Below are 20,396 nucleotides of genomic sequence, written 5' to 3'. Positions count from 1 at the left end.
AGCAGGCGCTTTGCGTGTTTACAGCGTATTCAGGTCAGTTTTTCAGCATTCCGTCACAATATATTCACAAATGTATCATGGTTTTCAAACCCGCGCTCTCTTGTCATTTTTGTGCAGATATGCTACAATTCAGTTACTAGATGAACTGCCCCTTGGGGAGTTCTGTGTACGAAAGGAGTTTTCCATCATGGATCATACATATCAGCGCCCGCTGCAGCTGCCTGCCGGCTACTCTGTGCTCTCTGCCGAGGAGATGACCTACACCGAGGGCGGTGCCTTTTCCATCAACATCACCCCGCAGCAGGTCATGGCCTTTGGCATCAATGTTACGGTAAATCTGCTGGGCTTGATGGGGCGCTATGCGTTCCAGGGCGCAGTCTCCGGTATGCAGAATGCCCTGAACGACGGTTTGAGCGTTGGTGATGCCATAGGGCACTACTGGGGCAAGCTGAACACATGGAGCAAGGTTGCCACGATCGGTATGGCTGGTCTGGGCGGTTATTATGCCTATTGTCAGGCACGCAGCATCTATCTCTCCATCAAAAATCTTGTGGACGCCTTTAAGAATACGTACAACGAAATTCAGGCCAAAAAGAAGGCAGAACAGGAGGCCGCCGAGCAGCAGAATTGTCTGCCTACTCTGGTAGCTCTGTGCTGATCTTTCATCGACCCGGAAAGGAGTGTTCTTATTTATGAAAAAGCTTCAGCTGCCCTCTTCCTACGCAGCCCTCTCCCCCGAGGAGCAGCGTGCTGCCTTTGGCGGCAGCGAATTCGGCGATGCTGTCGGCAGCTTTTTTGATAATCTGCACTTTGGTGATTTCTTCTGGGAAGGCGGGCTGATCTCGTTCTCCTTTACCTTTGTGCCTATGCTGCTTTTCCGCATGATCAAGGCAGGTGTGCAGACCGGGATCAAGCTCTCTCAGCAGATCGGCCGTCTGCTTGGCATCACCCGCGAGACTGCCGTCACTGCCGTCCAGTATCTGGATAATGTTCAGCAGAGAGGTGCCAAGCCGGTCGAGAATTCTCTCCCCCAGCCTTTTTCGCTGCAACAGTAAGCCATAAAAATAAGCCGTGCATCCCGGAGCATTCCGGTTATGCACGGCTTTTTGTTTTGTTCAGATCACCCGGACTGCGCCCTGCTCCCGCAAGCGCAGCACATAGCAGCTGCCCTGCCCGAACACCCGCTCAATGGCTGTATGGTACCGCCCGAGCAGCCGCCTGGGCACATAGGCTTGGATGGTGCCTGCAAAGCCGCCGCCCTGCATCCTCCACGCGCCCTCGGTGCCTTCCAGAATGCTCTGGCTCAAGGCCAGCGCCACCGACAGCCCCTGATGCCGCACATCCGCTGTGCAGTACACGTTCTGGCACAGCGCAAAGGAAGCCTGTCCGCTCTGCTTCACCAGCCCCGCAAACACCGGAAACCGCTTTGCATAAAGCGCATCCCGCTGCGCCAGCGTGCGTGCGTTTTCCTCAAAATAATGGATCGCCCGCAGCACTGCACGGTCTCCGCAGCGGCTGCGCAAGGCAGGCAGTGCCGCCCAGAATGCCGTCTCCTGTACCTGCCCCAGCAGCGGCTTACCGAAGCAGGCGGCCACCTGCTCCATCTCCTGCCGGATGGCTGCAAACTCTCCGGTCAGTTCGCTGTGGCTGCCCCGGGTATCGGTGACGCAGAGGAACATTCCCTCCGGCAGCAGACCGTCTGCGTGGAGTTTTTCAATCTTTGGGGTGCGCGGATCGGCAAAATCCGCAAAGATAATACCGCCCACCGCACTGGTCAGCTGATCCAGCAGGCCGCTGGGCTTGCCGAAATAGGTATTTTCCGCATACTGGCAAATGCCGGCCAGCTCTGCCGGGGTCAGCCCGGTACTGTATTCCTCGTTCCAGATGGAGGCCATGCCCATCTCGAACGCCGCCGAACTGGACAGCCCGGAGCCGCGCAGCACATCGCTGGCGGTATAGGCATCAAAGCCGCCGATCTGCTTGCCCACTGCGCGGAATCCCTCGGCAATGCCGCGGATCAGACTGGCCGAGTGGGTGATCTCCCCTGCCTGCGGCTCTGCGGTAGCAAGATCAATGACATCCAGTTTGTTGAAGCCCCGGGACTTGACCCGCACATAGCCATCCGTGTTGCGGGCCGCCACCGCCACCAGATCCAGCGTGACCGCCGCCGCAAGGCCATAGCCGCCCTGATGATCCGTGTGGTTACCGCCCAGCTCTGCCCGCCCCGGTGCAGAGTACACCTGCACCTGCCGCCCGGGGCCGAAATACAGCTCGAACTGTTCCAGCGCCGCCGCATAGCGCCCGCGCTGCCGTTGCAGCACCGCCGGGTTCGCCCCATAAAGTGCAGCAAGTGCGTCGTCCCAGCTGCCCTGCAGGATCTGTTTTCTGAGTTGTGCACTGGTGGCCATGACAGCTCCTCCCCTCCAGAATGAACGATTCTGCTCTTTTTGCTTATTGTAATGCATTTCGGGCTTTTTTTCAATTTATTTGACCCAAAAATCCAAATTTCGGCGTCAGTTGCAAAGAATAAGATGTACTTTTGTTGAATTTGCAGGGCGTTCTATGGTATACTGGGTGCAGAATGTGACAGGACGGAGGTAAAGCTGCCATGCCAGACGTTTATAAGCAATCCTTTAAGCAGAATTACACCAACAACATTGAATTGTCCATCTTCAACTGCGGCTTGGAGCGGTGCGCTCCGGGTCAGACATGGGGTCCCGGCATCCGCGACCACTACCTGATCCATCTGGTGGTATCCGGCAAGGGCATCTTTGAGGTGGGCGGCCGCACTTGGGAGGTGAGCGAGGGTGATCTTTTCTTCGCCCGCCCCAGCCAGCTGATCCGCTATACCGCCGACGAACAGCAGCCGTGGGAGTACAGCTGGGTGGGCTTTAACGGTGCCTGTGCCCACAAGCTTGCCGCGCAGCTGCCCTTTACAGACGATGCACCCGTGCACCACACCAGCGACCCGGACGGGATGCGGGCAGCCCTGAACAACATCTACTCTTCCCGTGGGCTACAGCCGCAGGACGAGGCTGCCATGGTGGGGTATCTGTACCTGTTCATCGCCGCTTTGATGCGGGAGACCAGCGCAGGCAAGCCTCACACGGCCTCCTCTTCCAGCCAGTATGTGCTGAACGCCATCAAGTACATCCAGTTCAACTACTCCCACGACATCTCCATTGACGACGTAGCCAAGAGCGTGGGGGTTTCCCGCAGCCACCTGTACCGGGTGTTCATGCTGAATGTGGGCAAGAGCCCCATCGACTACCTGACTGAGTACCGCATCAACGAAGCCTGCAAACTGTTGCGTGCCGGCAGCCTTTCCATTGCAGAGGTGGCGGTGTCGGTAGGCTTCTTTGACCAGTTCTACTTCTCGCGGGTGTTCAAACGCGCCAAGGGCGTGCCGCCCAGCAAGTATTTTGCCGCCCAGCAGGACGCCGACCCGGCAAGCCCTGCCCAACTGTAACCTGAGCCCATCACACAAGGAGAAACCATGCCTTTACAGAAAAACCAGATTCTGACCCTGCGCATCGAGCGCCTTTCCAGCGACGGCAGCGGCGTTGCCCACAGTGCCGATGGTGAGGCCGTATTCGTGCCCGGCACTGCCCCGGGGGACGAAGCCCGGGTGCGCATTGTAAAGGACTGCGGCCGGTATGCCTTTGGCATTCTGGACGAGCTGCTCACCCCCTCGCCGGACCGCATTCCGGTGGACTGCCCGGTGGCAGGCCCCTGCGGCGGGTGCAGTCTGCGGCATCTGGACTACGCCGCAGAGTTGCGCGCCAAACAGGAAAGTGTGCTGGATGCCTTCCGCCGCATCGGCGGGCTGGAGGTTCCGGTGCTGGATATCCTGCCCTCCCCGGAGGTGGACCGCTACCGCAACAAGGTGCAGTTTCCTGTGGGCGTGGACAAGAACGGTGCGCCTTGCATCGGCTTTTACGCCGGACGTACCCACCGCATCGTCCCCTGCCCGGACTGCAAGCTGCAGCCCGGCATGCTGAACGAGATCGGCAACGCACTGTGCGCCTTTTTTGCACAGCAGGGCATCCGTCCCTACGACGAGCAGAGTGGCAAGGGGCTGGTACGGCACATCTTCCTGCGGCGCGGCGCGCACAGCGGGCAGATCATGGTGTGTCTGGTATGCACCCGTGCAAAGCTGCCCCACGCAGAGCAGCTTTGCACCGCGCTGCGGAAGCAGTTCCCGGCCATCAGCACCATTCTGCTCAACGTCAACGCCAAAAATACCAACGTCATTCTGGGCGGCGAAAACCATATCCTGTACGGTCCGGGCTACATTGAGGACACTCTCTGCGGCGTACCGGTGCGTCTGGGGCCGCTGTCCTTCTATCAGGTCAACACACTGGCCGCCGAGCGGCTGTACGGGGTTGCCGCGCAGTACGCGCAGCTGACCCCGGACGACGCGCTGCTGGATCTCTACTGCGGCATGGGAACCATCGGCCTTTCCATGGCCGAGCGATGCAGGGAGCTGATCGGTGTGGAGATCGTGCCAGAGGCCATCGAGAGCGCCAAGGCCAACGCTGCCCGCATGGGCGAGACCGTAGCAGCCAAGAGCCGCTTCTTCTGCGCCGATGCCGGACAGGCTGCCACCCAGCTTGCCGCCGAGGGCCTGCACCCGGATATCGTAATGCTGGACCCGCCCCGCAAGGGCTGCGATGAAGCCACTCTCTCCGCTGTGGTGCGCATGGCACCCCGCCGGGTGGTGTATGTCAGTTGCAACCCCGCCACCGCCGCCCGAGACGCCGCATGGCTGGAAAAGAATGGGTACCATGCAGAAAAGGTGCAGCCGGTGGATCTGTTCCCAAGGACGAAGCACGTCGAAGCGATAGTTTCGCTACAAAGAGAAATCTAGTAGAAATCCTCCGTTTTACGTTATTTTCTCGTCACGTTGTGTTCGATGGCGAGGGCGATAAACTCCGCAACAAACGCATTGAAAATCACATTACTGTTTCGGTGGTAATTGATATGGAGTGCGGAAACACAAAGAATTGAATATCTAACAATCGGCATAGCCGCAGACTTTCACAAAAAGCCTGCGGCTTTTTTTTTGCCCAAAAACAGAAAGGAGGCATCCGTGAAATGGCAGTTTTTCGGGTAGAAAAGAACAGCGGCTACACGGTCATGTCAAACCACCACCTGCGGAACCGGGCCTTGTCCCTGAAAGCCAAAGGCTTACTCTCCCAAATGCTCTCCCTGCCGGAAGATTGGGACTACACCCTGCAAGGGCTGGCCCGTATCAACCGGGAAAGCATCGACGCGATACGGCAGGCCATCCGGGAACTGGAACAGGCGGGCTACATCCAGCGTTCCAGAGAACGGGACGAGAAAGGGCGGCTGCGTGGTGCAGACTATGTAATCTTCGAGCTGCCGCAGCCCGTTCCTGCATCGGTTTCACCTACATTGGAAAATCCAACGTTGGAGAATCCCACACAGGAAAACCCTACGTTGGAAAATCCAATGCAATTAAATAAAGATAAACTAATTACAGAAAAACAAAAGAAAGAGGGATTAAATACCGATTCCATTCCTATCCATTCCCCAAACCCCTTGCCTTTGGACGAAGACGAGGCAGCGGCACCGCCGCCGGAACGGACCGGAAGCCGAAAGGAAACGGCCTATCAAATCTACCGGGACCTGATTTTGGAGAACATCGAGTATGACACCCTCATCCAGAATCCCCGGATAGACCGGGAACAGCTGGACGAGATCGTGGACATCCTGCTGGAAACCGTCTGCACCAACCGCAAGTCCATCCGGGTGGCCGGGGACGATTACCCGGCAGAGTTGGTCAAGGCCAAGTTCCTGAAACTGGACAGCCATCACATCGAGTTCGTCATGGACTGCCTGCGGGATAACACCACCAAAGTCCGCAACATCAAGCAATACCTGCGGGCCATGCTGTTCAACGCCCCCAGCACCATCAACAGCTACTATGCGTCCCTTGTGGCGCACGATATGGCGCAGCCCGATTGGAACTGTCCGCCCAATGCCTGACCGAAAGGAGCGTCCACCAATGAGAACCCTTTACCTGCGGCGGCTGGTGGTTCCACCCTAGCTGCCGCTCTGAATTTTCTGCAACAAGGAGGGATTCATATTGCAGGAAGAAGTCACCCAGAAAACCATTGCCCTGTCCTTGAAAACAGGCAAACTCACCGCCCAAGCGCTGCAAGCTGCCCTGAAAAAATATTTGCAGCACCGGGCCAAGGGGCCAAAGCTGCATCACGGCAAGCAAAGCCTGAAACAGCTGAAAGCCCACGGCGCGGCTCTGACCAACATTGAAGTCACGGAGGCGAACATCGGGGCGTTCAAGCCCTGCGCCAAGAAGTACGGCGTGGACTTTACCTTGCGCAAGGACAAGACCACCCAGCCGCCCCACTACATCGTGATCTTCAAGGCCAAGGATGCGGATAATCTGGAACAGGCGTTCCGGGAGTTCACGGCCAAAACGCTCACTAAGGAGCAGCGGCCCTCCATCCGCAAGGTGCTGACCGCAGCCAAGCAGAAAGCGGCCCAGCAGCCGAAACGCGCCAAAGAAAAAATCAAGCAAAGGGGGCTGGAACGATGAAGCCTGAATGGAAAAAGCTGCTGGTGCTGAATCTACCGTATCTGCTGTTCGTGTACCTGTTCGCCAAATGCGGGCAGGCGTACCGTCTGGCGGCGGGCGTGGATGCTTCGGCAAAGCTGCTCCACCTGACGAACGGCATCTCTGTCGCCTTTGCAAGCCCGCTGCCCAGCCTGCATCTGTTTGACCTGTGCGTGGGCGTTGCCGGGGCGGTGGCTGTCCGGCTCATCGTGTACAGCAAGGGCAAGAACGCCAAGAAGTACCGCAAGGGCGAGGAATACGGTTCTGCCCGGTGGGGCACCGCTAAAGACATTGCCCCGTACATCGACCTCAAGTTTGAAAACAACATCCTGCTGACCCAGACCGAACGCCTGACCATGACTGGGCGGCCCAAAGACCCCAAAACAGCCCAGAATAAAAATGTGCTTGTGATCGGCGGCTCCGGCAGCGGCAAGACCCGCTTCTATGTGAAGCCCAACCTCATGCAATGTTTCCCCACTTCCGACTATCCCACCTCATTCGTGGTCACAGACCCAAAAGGCACACTGGTTCTGGAAATGGGCCAAATGTTCCAGCGGGCAGGCTACCGGGTGAAAATCCTGAACACGATAAACTTTTCCAAGTCCATGAAGTACAACCCCTTTGTCTACATCCACTCGGAAAAAGACGTGCTGAAGCTAGTGAATACCCTTATCGCTAACACCAAAGGCGAGGGTGAAAAATCAGCAGAAGATTTTTGGGTGAAGTCGGAACGGCTGTTCTACACCGCACTCATTGGCTACATCTGGTACGAGGCCCCGGCAGAGGAAATGAACTTCACCACCCTGCTGGAAATGATAAACGCCAGTGAAGCCCGCGAGGATGACCCGGACTTTCAAAGCCCGGTGGACCTCATGTTTGAACGGCTGGAACAGAAAGACCCGGACCACTTCGCCGTCCGGCAGTACAAAAAGTTTTTGCTGTCGGCCGGCAAGACCCGTTCCTCCATCCTGATAAGCTGTGGTGCCCGTTTAGCCCCATTTGACATCCGGGAGGTGCGGGAGCTGATGGAGGTCGATGAAATGGAACTGGACACCATCGGGGATGAAAAGACGGTATTGTTCCTGATTATGAGCGACACGGACACCACCTTCAACTTCATTCTTGCCATGCTTCAAAGCCAGCTTATCAATCTGCTGTGTGACCGTGCGGATGATAAATACGGCGGTCGGCTGCCTGTCCATGTACGGCTGATTCTGGACGAGTTCGCCAACATTGGGCAGATTCCCAACTTCGACAAGCTGATCGCCACCATCCGCAGCCGGGAAATCTCGGCATCCATCATTTTGCAGAGCCAGTCGCAGCTAAAAGCCATCTACAAGGATGCGGCCGAAATCATTTCGGACAACTGCGATTCTGTTCTCTTTTTGAGTGGGCGGGGTAAGAATGCCAAAGAGATCTCCGATGCGCTGGGGAAAGAGACCATCGACAGTTTCAACACCAGCGAGAACCGGGGTTCTCAAACCTCCCACGGACTGAACTATCAAAAATTAGGAAAGGCGTTGATGTCAGAGGACGAAATCGCAATCATGGACGGCGGCAGGTGCATTTTGCAGCTGCGGGGCGTGAGGCCGTTCTTCTCGGAGAAGTTCGACATTACAAAGCACCCGCACTACAAGTACCTTGCGGACGCGGACAAAAAGAATACCTTTGAGGTGGACAGGTTCTTATCCACCCTGCGCCGGAAACGGCAGCAGGTAGTCGCACAGGACGAAAGTTTTGACCTGTACGAAATCGACCTGTCGGATGAAGATGCAGCCGCCGAATGAGGCGGCATTTTTTGAAAAAATTTTTGAGTGCCGCAGAACAAGCGGCAGAAAGTGAGGACCTTATGGAATTTTTCAACAGCGCAGTTGATACTTTGCAGACGATTGTGGTCGGTCTGGGCGGTGCCCTGTGTGTCTGGGGTGGCATCAACCTGTTGGAGGGCTATGGACAGGATAACCCCGGCAGCAAGAGCCAGGGCGTGAAGCAGTTCATGGCTAATTAAAGGGAACAAAAAGAAAGGGAATGCACAATCCAGACGGTATCAGCGGCAGGCTACAAGAATAAATTGTGATTTCACAAGATTGGTGTTATAATAAGAGAAAAGTTCCTGCCGGGGCAACCGCCCCGGTGGTATGGATAGAAAGGCAGGAAAACAATATGCACATCAGCTATAAACCACTCTGGCACACACTGTTAGAGCGTGATATGAGAAAAGAGGATTTAAGGCTTGCTGCTGGTATGACAACAAATATGATTGCCAACATGAGCAAAGAGGGAAAGCACATCAGCATGGATACATTAGCCCGTATCTGTGAAACTCTGAATTGTGAGATTACTGATGTGATTGAGTTAGTACCAGACGAGCCTGCTTCCACAGGAGGTAAGGAACATGAGCGAATTGAAACCAAGAATAACGGAAAACGGAATTGATTATATCCTTGTCGGAGATTACTACATTCCAGGCTTGAAACTGCCGGAGGAACACCGCCCTATCGGAAAGTACGGACGAATGCACCGGGAATATTTAAGAGAAGTCCACCCAGCCAGATTGAATACATTGATACTGACCGGAGAATTGTTGACATATCTTGCAGACCTGAATGAACAGGCACAAAAACGGTTAGACACTATCATGGAGCAGATGAAAGCTACCGAGGGCGTGACAGAGGAATTGAAGTGTACCCGACAAATGGAATGGGTGCAGCGTTGCAATAACATTCACAACAGGGCAGAAGAAATTGTTTTGTATGAGATGATTTATTCATAACGGGAGCAATTAAATCGGAGGTATATAAGATGATTGAAATTGTATTTGGTGAAAGTGCCTGTGGAAGTTTGAAAATTGCCCAAACTTACGGCAAGGGAAAGTATAGAGGAAGTGCTGTTTCAATATTTATGAGGCACGAAGACGGGAGTGTTCCATCTTCAGATGAAATGAAAAAGGCACAGCTTCAAGCACAGGAACAAGAACGCATTGCTTGGGAGAATGCTATTCCATTGGGAGGCAAGAGCAGTGATGTTTATTGTTTTGATATGGTTCTTAGTGTGGGAGATATTTCTGATAATGGAATTGGCGAACAGCGGAAAAATATTTTCAAGAAAATGCTGTCTGTCTGCTTTGTAGAGGATTTAGATTATCAGGTTGAAGAAAAAATACAGAAAATTAAAACTACATTGACCTCAGTGATTGAACGATATGTAGCTGGGGAAGAAATTCGCATTTGGTATAGCTATAATCCAGATGAGCTTTGTGGTATGTATTGGCTTATGAAACAACTTCAACCATTAAACTGCCAGACAACAATTTATTTGGTTAAGTTACCTACATGGGAATATGGAAAAGAAAATACTATGACATCCAAAATAGCATGGGGCGAGGTGTCTCCTGGCGAATGGGGAAACTATATAACTCTACAAGAGAAAGCTAATCCTGTATTTCTTTCAGCTTGTACTATGAAATGGAATCAACTTCAAAATGAAAATGCACCTTTGCGTGCAATGTTAAATGGTAAATTGCAAAGCGTTTCAGAAGATATATATGATAGTTTCATTCTTCGTGAAATTGCGGAACAGCCAGAGCAATTCAAAATGGCTATTGTCATAGGTAATGTTTTAGGAAAATATCAACTTGGAATTAGTGATGTATGGATTTCCAATCGCATTGATAAAATGCTTGAAGATGGTGTGTTGGAAATTATACAGGACGCACCAAAGGGAGAAACAAATTATCGCCGAATATTAAGAAAACGAATGAAATAATAACCACAGCACAAACCGCTGCTACATGGAATCCAACAAACCATGCAACAGCGGTTTTCCTTTACCGTTTTTTCCTCTGGCTGATAGGCGTTCCCATTTTCTTTGATTTTTTGAGAATACGAATGAACCAGCGAAATTCTTCTTCTGACAGGTTTTTATAGTTGATACCAAGCTGCTTGCAGTAAAGGATAACCAGTTTTTCATCTCGACTGCCCTTGAAATTTTCGACCGCTTCCAGATTTTCTTTCAGTTCATCGGCAATGGTAGTTTGGGGCGCACTCTCGCTGTCCTTTTTGTGGAATTCCCGAATATCCCGGATAATCAGGTTGAGGTCATCCAGAACCATGTGACTGAAATACTCATCATCACTGATATGTGCGGCTTGCAGCACCTTCAAATGCGGGTCATCTTCGCCGGGGCGATACCGTTCAATAATTTCATGCCGGACGGTATCAACAAGGGAGTTGAGATTTTGGATTTGCATGGTGGCAATCCCGTCCACATAAATCTCAATGTCCGCAAGAAACTTGATAAAGTCCTTATGGGTGGCAAGTTCGCAGAGCAGACGGTTGTTAATCCGACCGCTTTTCAGCAGTGCCACCATCTCATCGTTCAAATGCAGCTCCGTCAGTGGCGTGTTGATCTGCTCCCTGTTCTCTGTCCGGCACAGCAGATAATCGACGGAAACCCCATAGAAGTCTGCCAGCGTGATAAGGTTGCCATGATTGATTTCCTTATAATCCTCTTTTTCATAACTGCCAAGGGCTGATTTAGAAATGCCCGTCAGCTTTGATAGTTCTTCCAGATTTAAGCCTTTGTCTTTGCGGAGTTCCCAAAGGCGTTCCTGTATGCTTGTTGCAACTTTCATGGGCGCACGCTCCTTTCCGGTGGTTTTATTTCTGCCGTTTAACTGGATTATATCACACTTTCCGCAATCGTGGAAATTTCTGATTTTCCCCCTGATTCCTACTTTGTGGATATACGGCACAGGGCACAAAAATGTTCTATGATACAGGTAGTTCATCGATGGATTATTCCAATCGAATGACCAGCCTGTGTGGGATATGCTTCCCCGGCGATGTAGCGCCATGACTTTTGGCAGGGATATGGAGGAACCCTGACCGAAACGAGCGTACCAAAGGGAGCGATACGCCGCTGTGAGATTCAGGGGAGGAACGACACCGGGGAGAACTGGCGAACTGACACCGAAATGATACCGAAACACGACAATCTGATAGGGGGATAGTCTACCCTATCGCTGATACTTCGGGAGATTTTAAGCGGCTCTATGACCGTAATTTTGCCGAAAATCGCCCCGAAACCATACACAAAAACGGGAGGAAGCGCAATATGCCGAGAATGAGCAAAAAGAGGAAGCATGAGCTTTCCTTTTACCTCAATGACCGGGGGCGTGTCACTTACAACGAATTATGCCGGAAATGCCAGCATGGGTGCAGGCAGAGCTTCCGGGCGGTTGTGGTTGACTGCCCCCGTTATTTATCCAAACGAGCAAAGAAAAAGGAGGAACACACCGAATGAATTTTGAATTTATGACGATAGACACACCATTGCCGCCGTGTATGCCATTTCCCATAGCGTTGACAGGATTTCCAGTCAGCAGCACCGCAAAGGTCATGTACTGCCGGATGCTGGACGCTATGCTATCCAAAGGGCAGGAGGACGAAAACGGAATCCTGTTTGTCTGCTTCCCTGTCACAGCCATTGCTACAGTCCTGTCCCGCAACTCCATGACGGTCAAGCGTTCTCTGAATGAACTGGAAACCGCTGGGCTTATCATGCGGGTGCGTCAGGGCGTGGGAGAACCAAACCGGATTTATGTGCTGATACCGGGAAAGGAGGACGCTGCCCTTGCCTGAGACCTCAAAGCTGGAAAAACTCAACTGGGAGCTGGAGAAAAGCGAAAAGAAACTGCGGAAAGCCATCAATGATGAAAAGGCATTGCAGTACCAGTTAAAGCAGCTTACCCGAAAGGAACGAACGCACCGGCTCTGTACCCGTGGCGGTATGCTGGAAAGTTTTCTGCAAGAGCCGGAACGCCTGACAGATGATGATGTCATGCTGTTGTTGAAACTCATTTTTCACAGGCAGGACACGCAGGAACTATTGAAAAAACTGCTGGAACGGGAGAAGCCGGAAACCCCTTAGTTTACTAAGGGCGCAATTATACACCACCCAGAGGTTGGTGCATTGCGTTCTCCGAAGGCTCCTTGCCGGAGGGCTGTGATTTTCCGCAGTCAAGGTCTGCTCCAAATCATACAGGGGACGCTACGCTTCCCCTGCGCTGGCTGCCGCCAGCTACCCTTTTGTGGACTTGCCATCTGGGGACACCTTGCGTTGCAAGCTGTTCCCAGCCGATAAGTTTCATAAAATATAATGCAAATGGAAAGCTAACTTGACATAAAAGAACTATGTGATATAATGGAAGCATGGAAAGTTAACTTTCCATAAGAGAGGAGGATGACATGAAAAATCGCCTGGAAGAATTACGAAAGCAACGAGGCATAAAGCAAGAAGATTTAGCAAATGCATTGGAAGTATCACGACAGACCATCGGCTCTTTGGAAAACGGACGCTATAACCCATCTATTCAGTTGGCATTTAAGATTGCCAGATATTTCAACATGAGTATTGAAGAAATTTTTATTTACGAGGAGGATTGATTATGAAAAAAAGGTTGTTGATTTTAATGACAGTTACAGGAATGATTATTCTACTGGGAGGATTGCTAACATACGGTTTGGGAGTACATGAAATAATACCTGTGCCACGTCCCGACTTAATAGTAGTAGGTACATCTCTCATTGGAATTTTGCTGATTGTATCTGGTGTGTGCGACTTGTTCGTTAAGAAAACCAAAGAAATGGAAATAGAGGAAAATGACGAGAGAAATATTTCGCTTAGTAATGCTGCTATGGCAAGTGGCTTCAAGGTAATGAATGTTACGATTGCTGTTTCTATTTTTGCTTTGATTTTCACCGGATATATGACAGTAGTCCCATGTTTCACTATTATTGGGGCTTATGCTATTGGACAAATTGTATTTATTGTGCGACTTTGGTACTTGCACAAAACTATGTAAATGTATTACTAAATACCCGCCGCCCCCAGCGGCACAACAAGCAGGAAATCTGAAAAGGTATCCTGCTTTTTCTATGTCCAAAAACGGAAAGGAGGAACACAAAATGCCCTGTCCACACAACGAAATCTCTATTGTGCAGCGCAGCCACCGCCAGTCTGCGGTTGCCGCCGCTGCTTACCAGAGCGGCGAAAAGCTGTTCTGTGAATATGACCAGGAAGTAAAACACTACCCGGAAAAGCGTGGTATCGTCCACAATGAAATCCTGCTCCCGGCAAACGCTCCCCTGGAGTACACAGACCGCAACACCCTCTGGAACGCTGCCGAAGCTGTTGAGAAGCAATGGAACTCCCAGCTTGCAAGGCGGTGGGTGCTTTCCATTCCCAGAGAGATACCGCCCGACCAGTACGCCGCCCTTGTACGGGATTTCTGCCGCCAGCAGTTTGTTTCCAAAGGAATGTGCGTGGATTTTGCCATCCATGACAAAGGGGACGGAAACCCACACGCCCATGTCATGCTGACCATGCGGGCAATGGATGAGCGTGGGAAATGGCTTCCCAAGAGCCGCAAGGTCTATGAACTTGATAAGAACGGGGAACGAATCAAGCTCCCGTCCGGCAGGTGGAAAAGCCACAAGGAAGATACGGTTGACTGGAACGACCGCAAATATGGCGAAATCTGGCGGCATGAATGGGAGGTCATCCAAAACCGCTATCTGGAAGCCAACAACCGCCCGGAACGAGTAGATCTCCGTTCTTACGAAAGACAGGGGCTTGATATTATCCCTACCGTCCATGAAGGGGCTGCTGTCCGGCAGATGGAAAAGCGTGGGATTCAGACGAACATCGGCAACCTGAACCGAGAAATCAAAGCCGCCAATAGTTTGATGAAGTCCATCCGGCAGCTTATTAAAAATCTCAAAGGCTGGATTGCGGAGCTTAGCGAAAAGCGGAATGAACTGCTTGCCCAAAAAGCTGCGGAGGAAGCGGTCTTTCTTCCCAATCTGCTGATGAAGTATATGGAGATACGAAAGGCAGAACGGAGCAGCTGGACACGGGCGGGACAAAGCCGGGGGACTTCCAAAGACTTAAAGGCAGTCAGCGAAGCCCTGTCCTATCTCCAGAGAAAGGGACTTTCCACCGTGGAGGATTTGGAAAACTTTATAGAAACGTCCGGGAAATCTGCCGCCGACTACCGAAAGCAGATGAAGCCAAAGGAAACCCGCAGCAACGTGATTGACGCTATCCTTGCCGCCCGGACGGACTGTAAGGAATGTAAGCCCGTTTATGAGAAATACCAGAAGATATTTTTCAAGAAAACTAAGGAAAAATTCAAGCTGGAACACCCGGAGGTTGCCCGGTTTGAGAAAGCCAGTGCCTACCTTGCCAAGCACCCGGACGATAAGGACAGCACGAAAAAGGAGCTTTTGCAGGAACAGGCGAAGCTTGTGGACGAAATCGCAGACTTGAAAGTACCGTTGACCGAGGTGCAGGAAGATTTGAAGAAGCTGTGGGACATCCGCTACTGGGTACGGAAAGCCACACCCGGCACAGAGGAAAGCAAAGAGCCGCCCAAGAAGCAGCCCCTCAAAGAAGTCTTGCAGGATAAGGCTGACGAGAAGAGAGCACAGAAAAACGCCCCGGCGCAGACGAAACACAAACAACAGGATATGGAACTTTAACAGGCACTTGCCATTTTCAGATTGAGAATGATAAGTGCCTGTTCTTTTTTACAAGGAGGAATTGATTTGAATGTATTTGAAGCTGTGAAGCAGTCCGTTACGACAAGACAGGCTGCGGAGCATTACGGAATCCGGGTAAACAGAAACGGGATGGCTTGCTGCCCGTTCCACAACGATAAGACCCCCAGCATGAAGCTGGACAAGCGTTTCCACTGCTTCGGATGTGGTGCAGATGGGGATGTGATTGATTTTGTAGCTGCCCTGTACGGGCTGGGGAAAAAGGAAGCCGCCGCACAGTTGGCGAGTGACTTCGGGCTTGCCTATGAGGACTGGAAGCCACCGGGCAGGGCAAGGAAGCCCAAGCCCCGGCAGAAATCCCCGGAAGAACAGTTCCGGGAAGCAAAGGCACATTGCTTCCGTGTCCTTGCCGATTATCTACACCTCTTACGGGTATGGAAAACCGACTATGCCCCGCACTCCCCGGAGGAAGCGTTTCATCCCCGGTTCGTGGAAGCCTTGCAGAAGCAAGCCCATGTGGAATATCTGCTGGATGTGCTGCTGTTTGGGGATACGGAGGAAATCGCTTCACTGATTACGGAACATGGAAAGGATGTGATACAGCTTGAACAGCGAATGGCAGAGCTTGCCGCCGCAGACGCAGCAAGAACTAAAAAACACCATGAACGCCATGCAGCCGCCCCAGAGCGTTGAGGAAGTAAAGGCAACTCTGGAAACCACCGAGAAAGGCGGTGTCCGCCAGAGCATACGGAACTGCCTGACCGTATTCCAGCGTGACCCGGTGCTTGCCGGGGCAATCGCCTATAACATCCTGACCGACCGAAAGGACATCATAAAGCCCATCGGTTTTCACAGAGAAAGCACAGCCCTGACCGATACAGACATGAAGTATCTGCTTCTCTATCTGGAGGAAACCTACGGGCTGACCAGTGAGAAAAAGATTGAAACCGCCATCGGGATTGTGGCGAATGAGAATAAGTACCACCCCATCCGGGATTTTCTGAACAGCCTTGCATGGGACGGGACGGAGCGCATCCGCTTCTGTCTGCGGCACTTTCTGGGGGCGGATGTGGACGATTACACCTATGAAGCCCTAAAGCTGTTTCTTTTGGGGGCGATTACAAGGGCATTTAAGCCCGGAAGCAAGTTTGAAATCATGCTGTGTCTGGTAGGCGGTCAGGGGGCTGGCAAGTCCACCTTCTTCCGTCTGCTGGCAGTCCGGGACGAGTGGTTTTCCGATGATTTGCGGAAGCTGGACGATGATAACGTGTACCGCAAGCTGCAAGGTCACTGGATAATTGAAATGTCGGAAATGATGGCAACCGCCAATGCCAAGAGCATTGAGGAAATCAAGTCTTTTCTAAGCCGACAGAAAGAGGTTTATAAGATACCCTATGAAACCCACCCGGCAGACCGTCCCCGTCAGTGCGTGTTCGGCGGTACTTCCAACGCCCTTGACTTTCTCCCCCTTGACCGTTCCGGCAACCGCCGATTTATCCCGGTCATGGTGTACCCGGAGCAAGCCGAGGTTCACATTTTGGAGGACGAAGCCGCTTCCAGAGCCTATATCAGCCAGATGTGGGCGGAAGCAATGGAGATTTACCGAAGCGGCAGGTACAAGCTGTCATTCAGCCCAGCCATGCAGCGGTATCTCAAAGAACACCAGCGGGATTTTATGCCGGAGGACACCAAAGCCGGGATGATACAGGCTTACCTTGATAAGTACACCGGGGAAACGGTCTGTTCCAAGCAGCTCTACAAGGAAGCCTTAAATCACACCTTTGACGAGCCGAAGCAATGGGAAATCCGGGAAATCAACGAGATAATGAACCAGTGCATTACCGGGTGGAACTACTTTTCCAATCCAAGAATGTTTGCGGAATATGGCAGACAAAAGGGCTGGGAGCGTGAAATCCCGGCAACGGACACCGACAACCCGCCCGAAAAATCTATGGACGGTTTTGTGGAGGTCACGGAGCAGATGGAGCTTCCATTCTGAAAATGACAGCCCGTTGCCGACTTCGTTGCTATCCCGTTGCCGAGCCGGTTGCCGGGGAAAAACCCATAACTGCGGGCTTTTCTCCCCTATGACAACCAAAACAACAGAAAAATAAAAGAAAAGTATAAATAGTAACCACCGCCAGATTGAGATTGTTTGCAAGGTCTTTTGAAGCCCGTTGCCGGACTTCGTTGCCGACACCCTCTGTCTGGCTATTTTCATGTATGGAGGATAACTGCCTATGGCAAAAAACAAAACAGAGATTCATGTGACCACTGTATTTGACGGGGAGCTGGACGCCACCGATGTGTTCGTCAGCCTGATTTCCCAGAAATACGGCAAGACAAATACAAAAGAATATCTTGCTAAAAAGAAAGAATTGAAGTATAATGAAGATGAGGTTCAAAAGAGCCGGATACCGTCTGGATTGTGTGGGTAAATGGCTATGATGAACGAAATGGAATACAGAACAATCGGTTCGGCACTTGCCGGGGGCTATCGTGCAGCGGTCTATTGCAGACTGTCAAAGGACGATGACCTGCAAGGCGAAAGTGCCAGTATCGCAAACCAGCGTGATATGCTGGAAAAATACTGCGAAAAGCAGGGATGGGAGGTTGTGGCAGTCTATCAGGACGATGGCTTCACAGGTCTTAATATGGAGCGTCCTGATTTACAGAGAATGTTGAGATCCATTGAGCGCAGGCAAATCAACCTTGTTATCACGAAAGACCTCAGCCGACTGGGGCGTAACTATCTGCAAACCGGGCATTTGATTGAGGACTTTTTCCCAAGAAACGGGGTGCGCTATATCGCCATGAATGACGGTATCGACACCTTACGGGATAACAACGACATTGCCCCGTTCAAGAATATCCTGAACGAGATGTACAGCAAGGATATTTCCAAGAAAGTCCATTCCTCTTATCTTCTGAAAGCGCAGAAAGGACAGTTTACCGGGTGTCTTGCCCCGTTTGGGTATCGGAAAGACCCGGAGGACAAAAACCATCTGCTCATTGACGAGGAAACCGCCCCGATTGTGCGGCTGATTTTCGGATATGCCCTAAACGGTCATGGTCCGAACTATATCCGCAGACGGCTGGAGGAAGAAAAAATCCCCTGCCCCACATGGTGGAACCGGGAACGGGGGCTTCGCAATACCCGCACCAAATGGGAAAAGAAAGACCCGGAAAACGGGCGGTATATGTGGGACTTCTCCGTTATCAAAGACCTTTTGATGAATCCCGTCTACACCGGGGCGATTGCTTCCCAGAAAAAAGACTACCGCTTCAAAATCGGCACGATTGGGGAAAAGAAACCGGAGGACTGGGTTGTGGTTGAGGGACAGCACGAACCGCTGATTGACCGCATGAGCTTTGATATTGTGCAGAACAAGCTGAAATCCCGCCAGCGTCCGGGGCAGACCAATGAAATCAGCCTGTTTGCCGGACTGATAAAATGCGGCGAGTGTGGGAAGTCGCTGACGATACGCTACACAAACGCAAAACATCCCCAGCGGATTTACTCCTGCAAGACCTACAATGCCTTTGGAAAGAACCACTGCACCCAGCACCGGATTGACTATGACACCCTTTACAGCCATGTGCTGCGGAAAATCCGGGAATGTGCCAGAGCTGCCCTGATGGACGGGGAAGCGGTTGCTGACCGCCTGACCAATACCTGTGAAGCCGAGCAGCGGGAACAGCGGGAAGCAATGGAACGCTCCCTTACAAGGGACGAGGAACGGATTGAGGTTCTGGACAAAATGGTCATGCGGCTTTATGAGGATATGATTGCAGGGCGTATCAGTGAGCAGAATTTCAACACCATGCTGGAAAAGACACAGACCGAGCAGACGGAGCTTAAAACAAAAGTGTCCGAGGGCAGAAAGCGGCTGTCCGATGAAGTCCAGCTTGCCAATGACGCAAAACAATGGGTGGAAGCCATTCAGGAATACGCCAACATCACAGAGCTGGACGCAGCCACCCTCAACCGCTTAATCAAAGAAATCGTCGTGCATGAGCGCATTGACGAAGATAAAACAAGACACATTTCTATCGAAATTCATTTTAATCTCAAACCCATCCCGGAGGTGGAACAGGTCACTGCCTGACCTGTCCCGCCGGGACGGTTCTCTTAAAAAATACCATATAGATTTTTTGTACGCCGCCGCCCGCCATCGAGCAGAGTTTTACACCTAATTGGGGATAAAACAGCTGGTCGCGGGCGGCGGCGTTGCCCTGATCGGCGTGACCCTTGTCCCGCTGCTGTCCGGGCTGCTGGGCTAACCTCAACTTATCCGTACATCCACCTTTGAGACCCCACCGCGCTCTCCCGCTCACATGGGAGGGCGCGGGAAAGGAGGTATCTTTGCTTGATTAGTGAGATCATCGAGAAATGGATAAAAGGCATTTTGATAGATGGCATCACGGGCAACCTCTCCGGCCTGTTCGACAACGTGAACGCCAAGGTGGGCGAAATCGCTTCGGACGTTGGTTCTACCCCGCAGGCATGGAACAGCGGCATTTTCAATATGCTGCGCAGTCTTTCCGAAACGGTGGTGCTGCCCATTGCAGCGGCCATCCTTGCCCTTGTGATGTGCCATGAGCTTATCCAGATGATTACCGAAAAGAACAATATGCACGACTTTGACACCTCCATGTTCTTCCGCTGGATTTTCAAGTCTGCTTTTGCCATCCTCATTGTCAGCAACACATGGAATATCGTTATGGGTGTGTTCGATGCCACCCAGAGCGTTGTCAACCAAAGTTCCGGCGTTATCATCGGCGAAACATCCATCCACTTTGACCGCCTGATACCCGGACTGGAATTTCAGCTAGAAAGCATGACCATCGGCAGTCTGCTCAGCCTGTGGTTCCAGACCCTTGTGGTGGGCCTGACCATGAACATCCTGTCCATCTGCATCTTCCTTGTGACCTACGGCCGCATGATTGAGATTTACGTTGTGACCGCACTGGGGCCTATCCCGCTGGCGACCATGGGCAGCAGCGAGTGGCGCAGCACCGGGCAGAACTATTTGAAATCGCTTTTGGCGTTAGGCTTCCAAGCGTTCCTGATTATGATTGTCGTGGGCATCTATGCGGTGCTGATACGCAACATTTCAGGTGCAGCGGACATTGCCGGGGCCATCTGGGGCTGCATGGGCTACACCGTGCTACTCTGTTTCTGTCTGTTCAAGACCGGCAGCATCAGCAAGTCGGTGTTTGGTGCCCACTAA

The 20,396-nt window shown here is 52.1% G+C and carries 24 protein-coding genes and 1 pseudogene; 23 read left to right on the top strand and 2 right to left on the bottom strand.

What is annotated here, in order from left to right:
- Positions 1-187 precede the first annotated feature (187 nt).
- Positions 188-658: a hypothetical protein gene (locus tag MTP36_RS07110; protein ID WP_242852897.1), complete on the top strand. Its 471-nt coding sequence runs from the start codon at positions 188-190 to the stop codon at positions 656-658.
- Between the two features lie 34 nt (positions 659-692).
- Positions 693-1,055, top strand: a complete 363-nt coding sequence (locus tag MTP36_RS07105; RefSeq protein ID WP_055185137.1) for a hypothetical protein — start codon at positions 693-695, stop codon at positions 1,053-1,055.
- Between the two features lie 60 nt (positions 1,056-1,115).
- Here MTP36_RS07105 and MTP36_RS07100 read toward each other — a convergent pair whose 3' ends face one another.
- Positions 1,116-2,408, bottom strand: coding sequence for a galactokinase (locus tag MTP36_RS07100; RefSeq protein ID WP_249254276.1), 1,293 nt, complete (start codon positions 2,406-2,408; stop codon positions 1,116-1,118).
- A gap of 200 nt (positions 2,409-2,608) precedes the next feature.
- Here MTP36_RS07100 and MTP36_RS07095 point away from each other — a divergent pair, with 200 nt between their 5' ends.
- The 9 genes from MTP36_RS07095 (at position 2,609) to MTP36_RS07055 (ending at position 10,366) form a co-directional block, all read left to right on the top strand.
- Complete coding sequence (locus MTP36_RS07095) at positions 2,609-3,469, top strand: AraC family transcriptional regulator (protein WP_055185134.1); 861 nt, start codon at positions 2,609-2,611, stop codon at positions 3,467-3,469.
- 27 nt (positions 3,470-3,496) lie between these two features.
- A complete protein-coding gene (rlmD, locus tag MTP36_RS07090; protein ID WP_249254275.1) occupies positions 3,497-4,870 on the top strand; it encodes a 23S rRNA (uracil(1939)-C(5))-methyltransferase RlmD in 1,374 nt (457 codons plus the stop codon).
- Positions 4,871-5,097: 227 nt separating this feature from the next.
- Positions 5,098-6,012, top strand: a complete 915-nt coding sequence (locus tag MTP36_RS07085) for a DUF6017 domain-containing protein (RefSeq protein ID WP_249254274.1) — start codon at positions 5,098-5,100, stop codon at positions 6,010-6,012.
- A gap of 100 nt (positions 6,013-6,112) precedes the next feature.
- Positions 6,113-6,583, top strand: coding sequence for a PcfB family protein (locus MTP36_RS07080; protein WP_249254273.1), 471 nt, complete (start codon positions 6,113-6,115; stop codon positions 6,581-6,583).
- Positions 6,580-8,388, top strand: coding sequence for a VirD4-like conjugal transfer protein, CD1115 family (locus MTP36_RS07075; RefSeq protein WP_249254272.1), 1,809 nt, complete (start codon positions 6,580-6,582; stop codon positions 8,386-8,388). Before MTP36_RS07080 ends, MTP36_RS07075 begins: the two co-directional genes overlap by 4 nt.
- Positions 8,389-8,450: 62 nt before the next feature.
- Positions 8,451-8,609 carry a Maff2 family mobile element protein gene (locus tag MTP36_RS07070; RefSeq protein ID WP_118564318.1) on the top strand — a complete coding sequence of 53 codons (159 nt, stop codon included), beginning with the start codon at positions 8,451-8,453 and terminating at the stop codon, positions 8,607-8,609.
- Between the two features lie 65 nt (positions 8,610-8,674).
- A complete protein-coding gene (locus tag MTP36_RS07065) occupies positions 8,675-9,037 on the top strand; it encodes a helix-turn-helix domain-containing protein (protein ID WP_005335920.1) in 363 nt (120 codons plus the stop codon).
- The gene (locus MTP36_RS07060) at positions 8,997-9,374 is read left to right on the top strand and encodes a TnpV protein (protein WP_005335912.1); all 378 of its coding nucleotides are present in this window, start codon (positions 8,997-8,999) and stop codon (positions 9,372-9,374) included. Before MTP36_RS07065 ends, MTP36_RS07060 begins: the two co-directional genes overlap by 41 nt.
- 29 nt (positions 9,375-9,403) lie before the next feature.
- Positions 9,404-10,366 (top strand): DUF3658 domain-containing protein, encoded by a 963-nt coding sequence (locus tag MTP36_RS07055; protein WP_005601707.1) that lies wholly within the window; start codon positions 9,404-9,406, stop codon positions 10,364-10,366.
- Positions 10,367-10,427: 61 nt separating this feature from the next.
- Here the strand turns inward: MTP36_RS07055 and MTP36_RS07050 are convergent, their stop codons facing one another.
- Positions 10,428-11,234, bottom strand: a complete 807-nt coding sequence (locus MTP36_RS07050) for a helix-turn-helix domain-containing protein (RefSeq protein ID WP_173744338.1) — start codon at positions 11,232-11,234, stop codon at positions 10,428-10,430.
- 482 nt (positions 11,235-11,716) lie between these two features.
- Between MTP36_RS07050 and MTP36_RS07045 the strand changes: the two genes are divergently transcribed.
- The 12 genes and pseudogenes from MTP36_RS07045 (at position 11,717) to MTP36_RS06990 (ending at position 20,396) form a co-directional block, all read left to right on the top strand.
- Positions 11,717-11,905: a hypothetical protein gene (locus MTP36_RS07045; protein WP_002592123.1), complete on the top strand. Its 189-nt coding sequence runs from the start codon at positions 11,717-11,719 to the stop codon at positions 11,903-11,905.
- Positions 11,902-12,243, top strand: coding sequence for a hypothetical protein (locus tag MTP36_RS07040; protein ID WP_002595108.1), 342 nt, complete (start codon positions 11,902-11,904; stop codon positions 12,241-12,243). The genes MTP36_RS07045 and MTP36_RS07040 overlap by 4 nt, the downstream gene beginning before the upstream one ends.
- The gene (locus MTP36_RS07035) at positions 12,236-12,532 is read left to right on the top strand and encodes a DUF3847 domain-containing protein (protein ID WP_002592121.1); all 297 of its coding nucleotides are present in this window, start codon (positions 12,236-12,238) and stop codon (positions 12,530-12,532) included. Before MTP36_RS07040 ends, MTP36_RS07035 begins: the two co-directional genes overlap by 8 nt.
- Before the next feature lie 317 nt (positions 12,533-12,849).
- A complete protein-coding gene (locus MTP36_RS07030) occupies positions 12,850-13,047 on the top strand; it encodes a helix-turn-helix transcriptional regulator (RefSeq protein WP_002595107.1) in 198 nt (65 codons plus the stop codon).
- Positions 13,048-13,049: 2 nt separating this feature from the next.
- On the top strand, positions 13,050-13,466 hold the full coding sequence (locus MTP36_RS07025) for a hypothetical protein (RefSeq protein ID WP_002595106.1): 417 nt from the start codon (positions 13,050-13,052) through the stop codon (positions 13,464-13,466).
- Between the two features lie 103 nt (positions 13,467-13,569).
- Positions 13,570-15,144 carry a MobQ family relaxase gene (gene mobQ, locus MTP36_RS07020; RefSeq protein WP_002595105.1) on the top strand — a complete coding sequence of 525 codons (1,575 nt, stop codon included), beginning with the start codon at positions 13,570-13,572 and terminating at the stop codon, positions 15,142-15,144.
- A 66-nt stretch (positions 15,145-15,210) separates the two neighbouring features.
- Positions 15,211-15,855, top strand: a complete 645-nt coding sequence (locus MTP36_RS07015) for a CHC2 zinc finger domain-containing protein (protein WP_002595104.1) — start codon at positions 15,211-15,213, stop codon at positions 15,853-15,855.
- Positions 15,824-17,161, top strand: a complete 1,338-nt coding sequence (locus tag MTP36_RS07010; RefSeq protein WP_007047420.1) for a virulence-associated E family protein — start codon at positions 15,824-15,826, stop codon at positions 17,159-17,161. The genes MTP36_RS07015 and MTP36_RS07010 overlap by 32 nt, the downstream gene beginning before the upstream one ends.
- 241 nt (positions 17,162-17,402) lie before the next feature.
- Positions 17,403-17,600: a hypothetical protein gene (locus MTP36_RS07005; RefSeq protein WP_002595102.1), complete on the top strand. Its 198-nt coding sequence runs from the start codon at positions 17,403-17,405 to the stop codon at positions 17,598-17,600.
- Positions 17,601-19,271, top strand: a complete 1,671-nt coding sequence (locus MTP36_RS07000; protein ID WP_005335872.1) for a recombinase family protein — start codon at positions 17,601-17,603, stop codon at positions 19,269-19,271.
- A 91-nt stretch (positions 19,272-19,362) separates the two neighbouring features.
- Positions 19,363-19,446, top strand: a pseudogene (locus MTP36_RS06995) (Maff2 family mobile element protein); the annotation flags it as partial.
- An 86-nt stretch (positions 19,447-19,532) separates the two neighbouring features.
- Positions 19,533-20,396: a VirB6/TrbL-like conjugal transfer protein, CD1112 family gene (locus MTP36_RS06990; protein WP_005927770.1), complete on the top strand. Its 864-nt coding sequence runs from the start codon at positions 19,533-19,535 to the stop codon at positions 20,394-20,396.

It is taken from the genome of Faecalibacterium sp. I4-1-79 (genome assembly GCF_023347235.1).
GTDB lineage: Bacteria > Bacillota > Clostridia > Oscillospirales > Ruminococcaceae > Faecalibacterium > Faecalibacterium tardum.
This window is presented reverse-complemented; position numbering and strand designations above follow the sequence as displayed.

Excerpts from the sequence above, each read along its gene's own strand:
- MTP36_RS07045 (WP_002592123.1), top strand. The coding sequence starts at position 11,717 with ATGCCGAGAATGAGCAAAAAGAGGAAGCATGAGCTTTCCTTTTACCTC.
- MTP36_RS07075 (WP_249254272.1), top strand. The coding sequence starts at position 6,580 with ATGAAGCCTGAATGGAAAAAGCTGCTGGTGCTGAATCTACCGTATCTG.
- MTP36_RS07005 (WP_002595102.1), top strand. The coding sequence starts at position 17,403 with ATGGCAAAAAACAAAACAGAGATTCATGTGACCACTGTATTTGACGGG.
- mobQ (WP_002595105.1), top strand. The coding sequence starts at position 13,570 with ATGCCCTGTCCACACAACGAAATCTCTATTGTGCAGCGCAGCCACCGC.
- MTP36_RS07070 (WP_118564318.1), top strand. The coding sequence starts at position 8,451 with ATGGAATTTTTCAACAGCGCAGTTGATACTTTGCAGACGATTGTGGTC.
- MTP36_RS07010 (WP_007047420.1), top strand. The coding sequence starts at position 15,824 with ATGAACGCCATGCAGCCGCCCCAGAGCGTTGAGGAAGTAAAGGCAACT.
- MTP36_RS07110 (WP_242852897.1), top strand. The coding sequence starts at position 188 with ATGGATCATACATATCAGCGCCCGCTGCAGCTGCCTGCCGGCTACTCT.
- MTP36_RS07055 (WP_005601707.1), top strand. The coding sequence starts at position 9,404 with ATGATTGAAATTGTATTTGGTGAAAGTGCCTGTGGAAGTTTGAAAATT.
- MTP36_RS07060 (WP_005335912.1), top strand. The coding sequence starts at position 8,997 with ATGAGCGAATTGAAACCAAGAATAACGGAAAACGGAATTGATTATATC.
- MTP36_RS07040 (WP_002595108.1), top strand. The coding sequence starts at position 11,902 with ATGAATTTTGAATTTATGACGATAGACACACCATTGCCGCCGTGTATG.
- MTP36_RS07085 (WP_249254274.1), top strand. The coding sequence starts at position 5,098 with ATGGCAGTTTTTCGGGTAGAAAAGAACAGCGGCTACACGGTCATGTCA.
- MTP36_RS07025 (WP_002595106.1), top strand. The coding sequence starts at position 13,050 with ATGAAAAAAAGGTTGTTGATTTTAATGACAGTTACAGGAATGATTATT.
- MTP36_RS07100 (WP_249254276.1), bottom strand. The coding sequence starts at position 2,408 with ATGGCCACCAGTGCACAACTCAGAAAACAGATCCTGCAGGGCAGCTGG.
- MTP36_RS07050 (WP_173744338.1), bottom strand. The coding sequence starts at position 11,234 with ATGAAAGTTGCAACAAGCATACAGGAACGCCTTTGGGAACTCCGCAAA.
- rlmD (WP_249254275.1), top strand. The coding sequence starts at position 3,497 with ATGCCTTTACAGAAAAACCAGATTCTGACCCTGCGCATCGAGCGCCTT.
- MTP36_RS07000 (WP_005335872.1), top strand. The coding sequence starts at position 17,601 with ATGGCTATGATGAACGAAATGGAATACAGAACAATCGGTTCGGCACTT.
- MTP36_RS07030 (WP_002595107.1), top strand. The coding sequence starts at position 12,850 with ATGAAAAATCGCCTGGAAGAATTACGAAAGCAACGAGGCATAAAGCAA.
- MTP36_RS07095 (WP_055185134.1), top strand. The coding sequence starts at position 2,609 with ATGCCAGACGTTTATAAGCAATCCTTTAAGCAGAATTACACCAACAAC.
- MTP36_RS07105 (WP_055185137.1), top strand. The coding sequence starts at position 693 with ATGAAAAAGCTTCAGCTGCCCTCTTCCTACGCAGCCCTCTCCCCCGAG.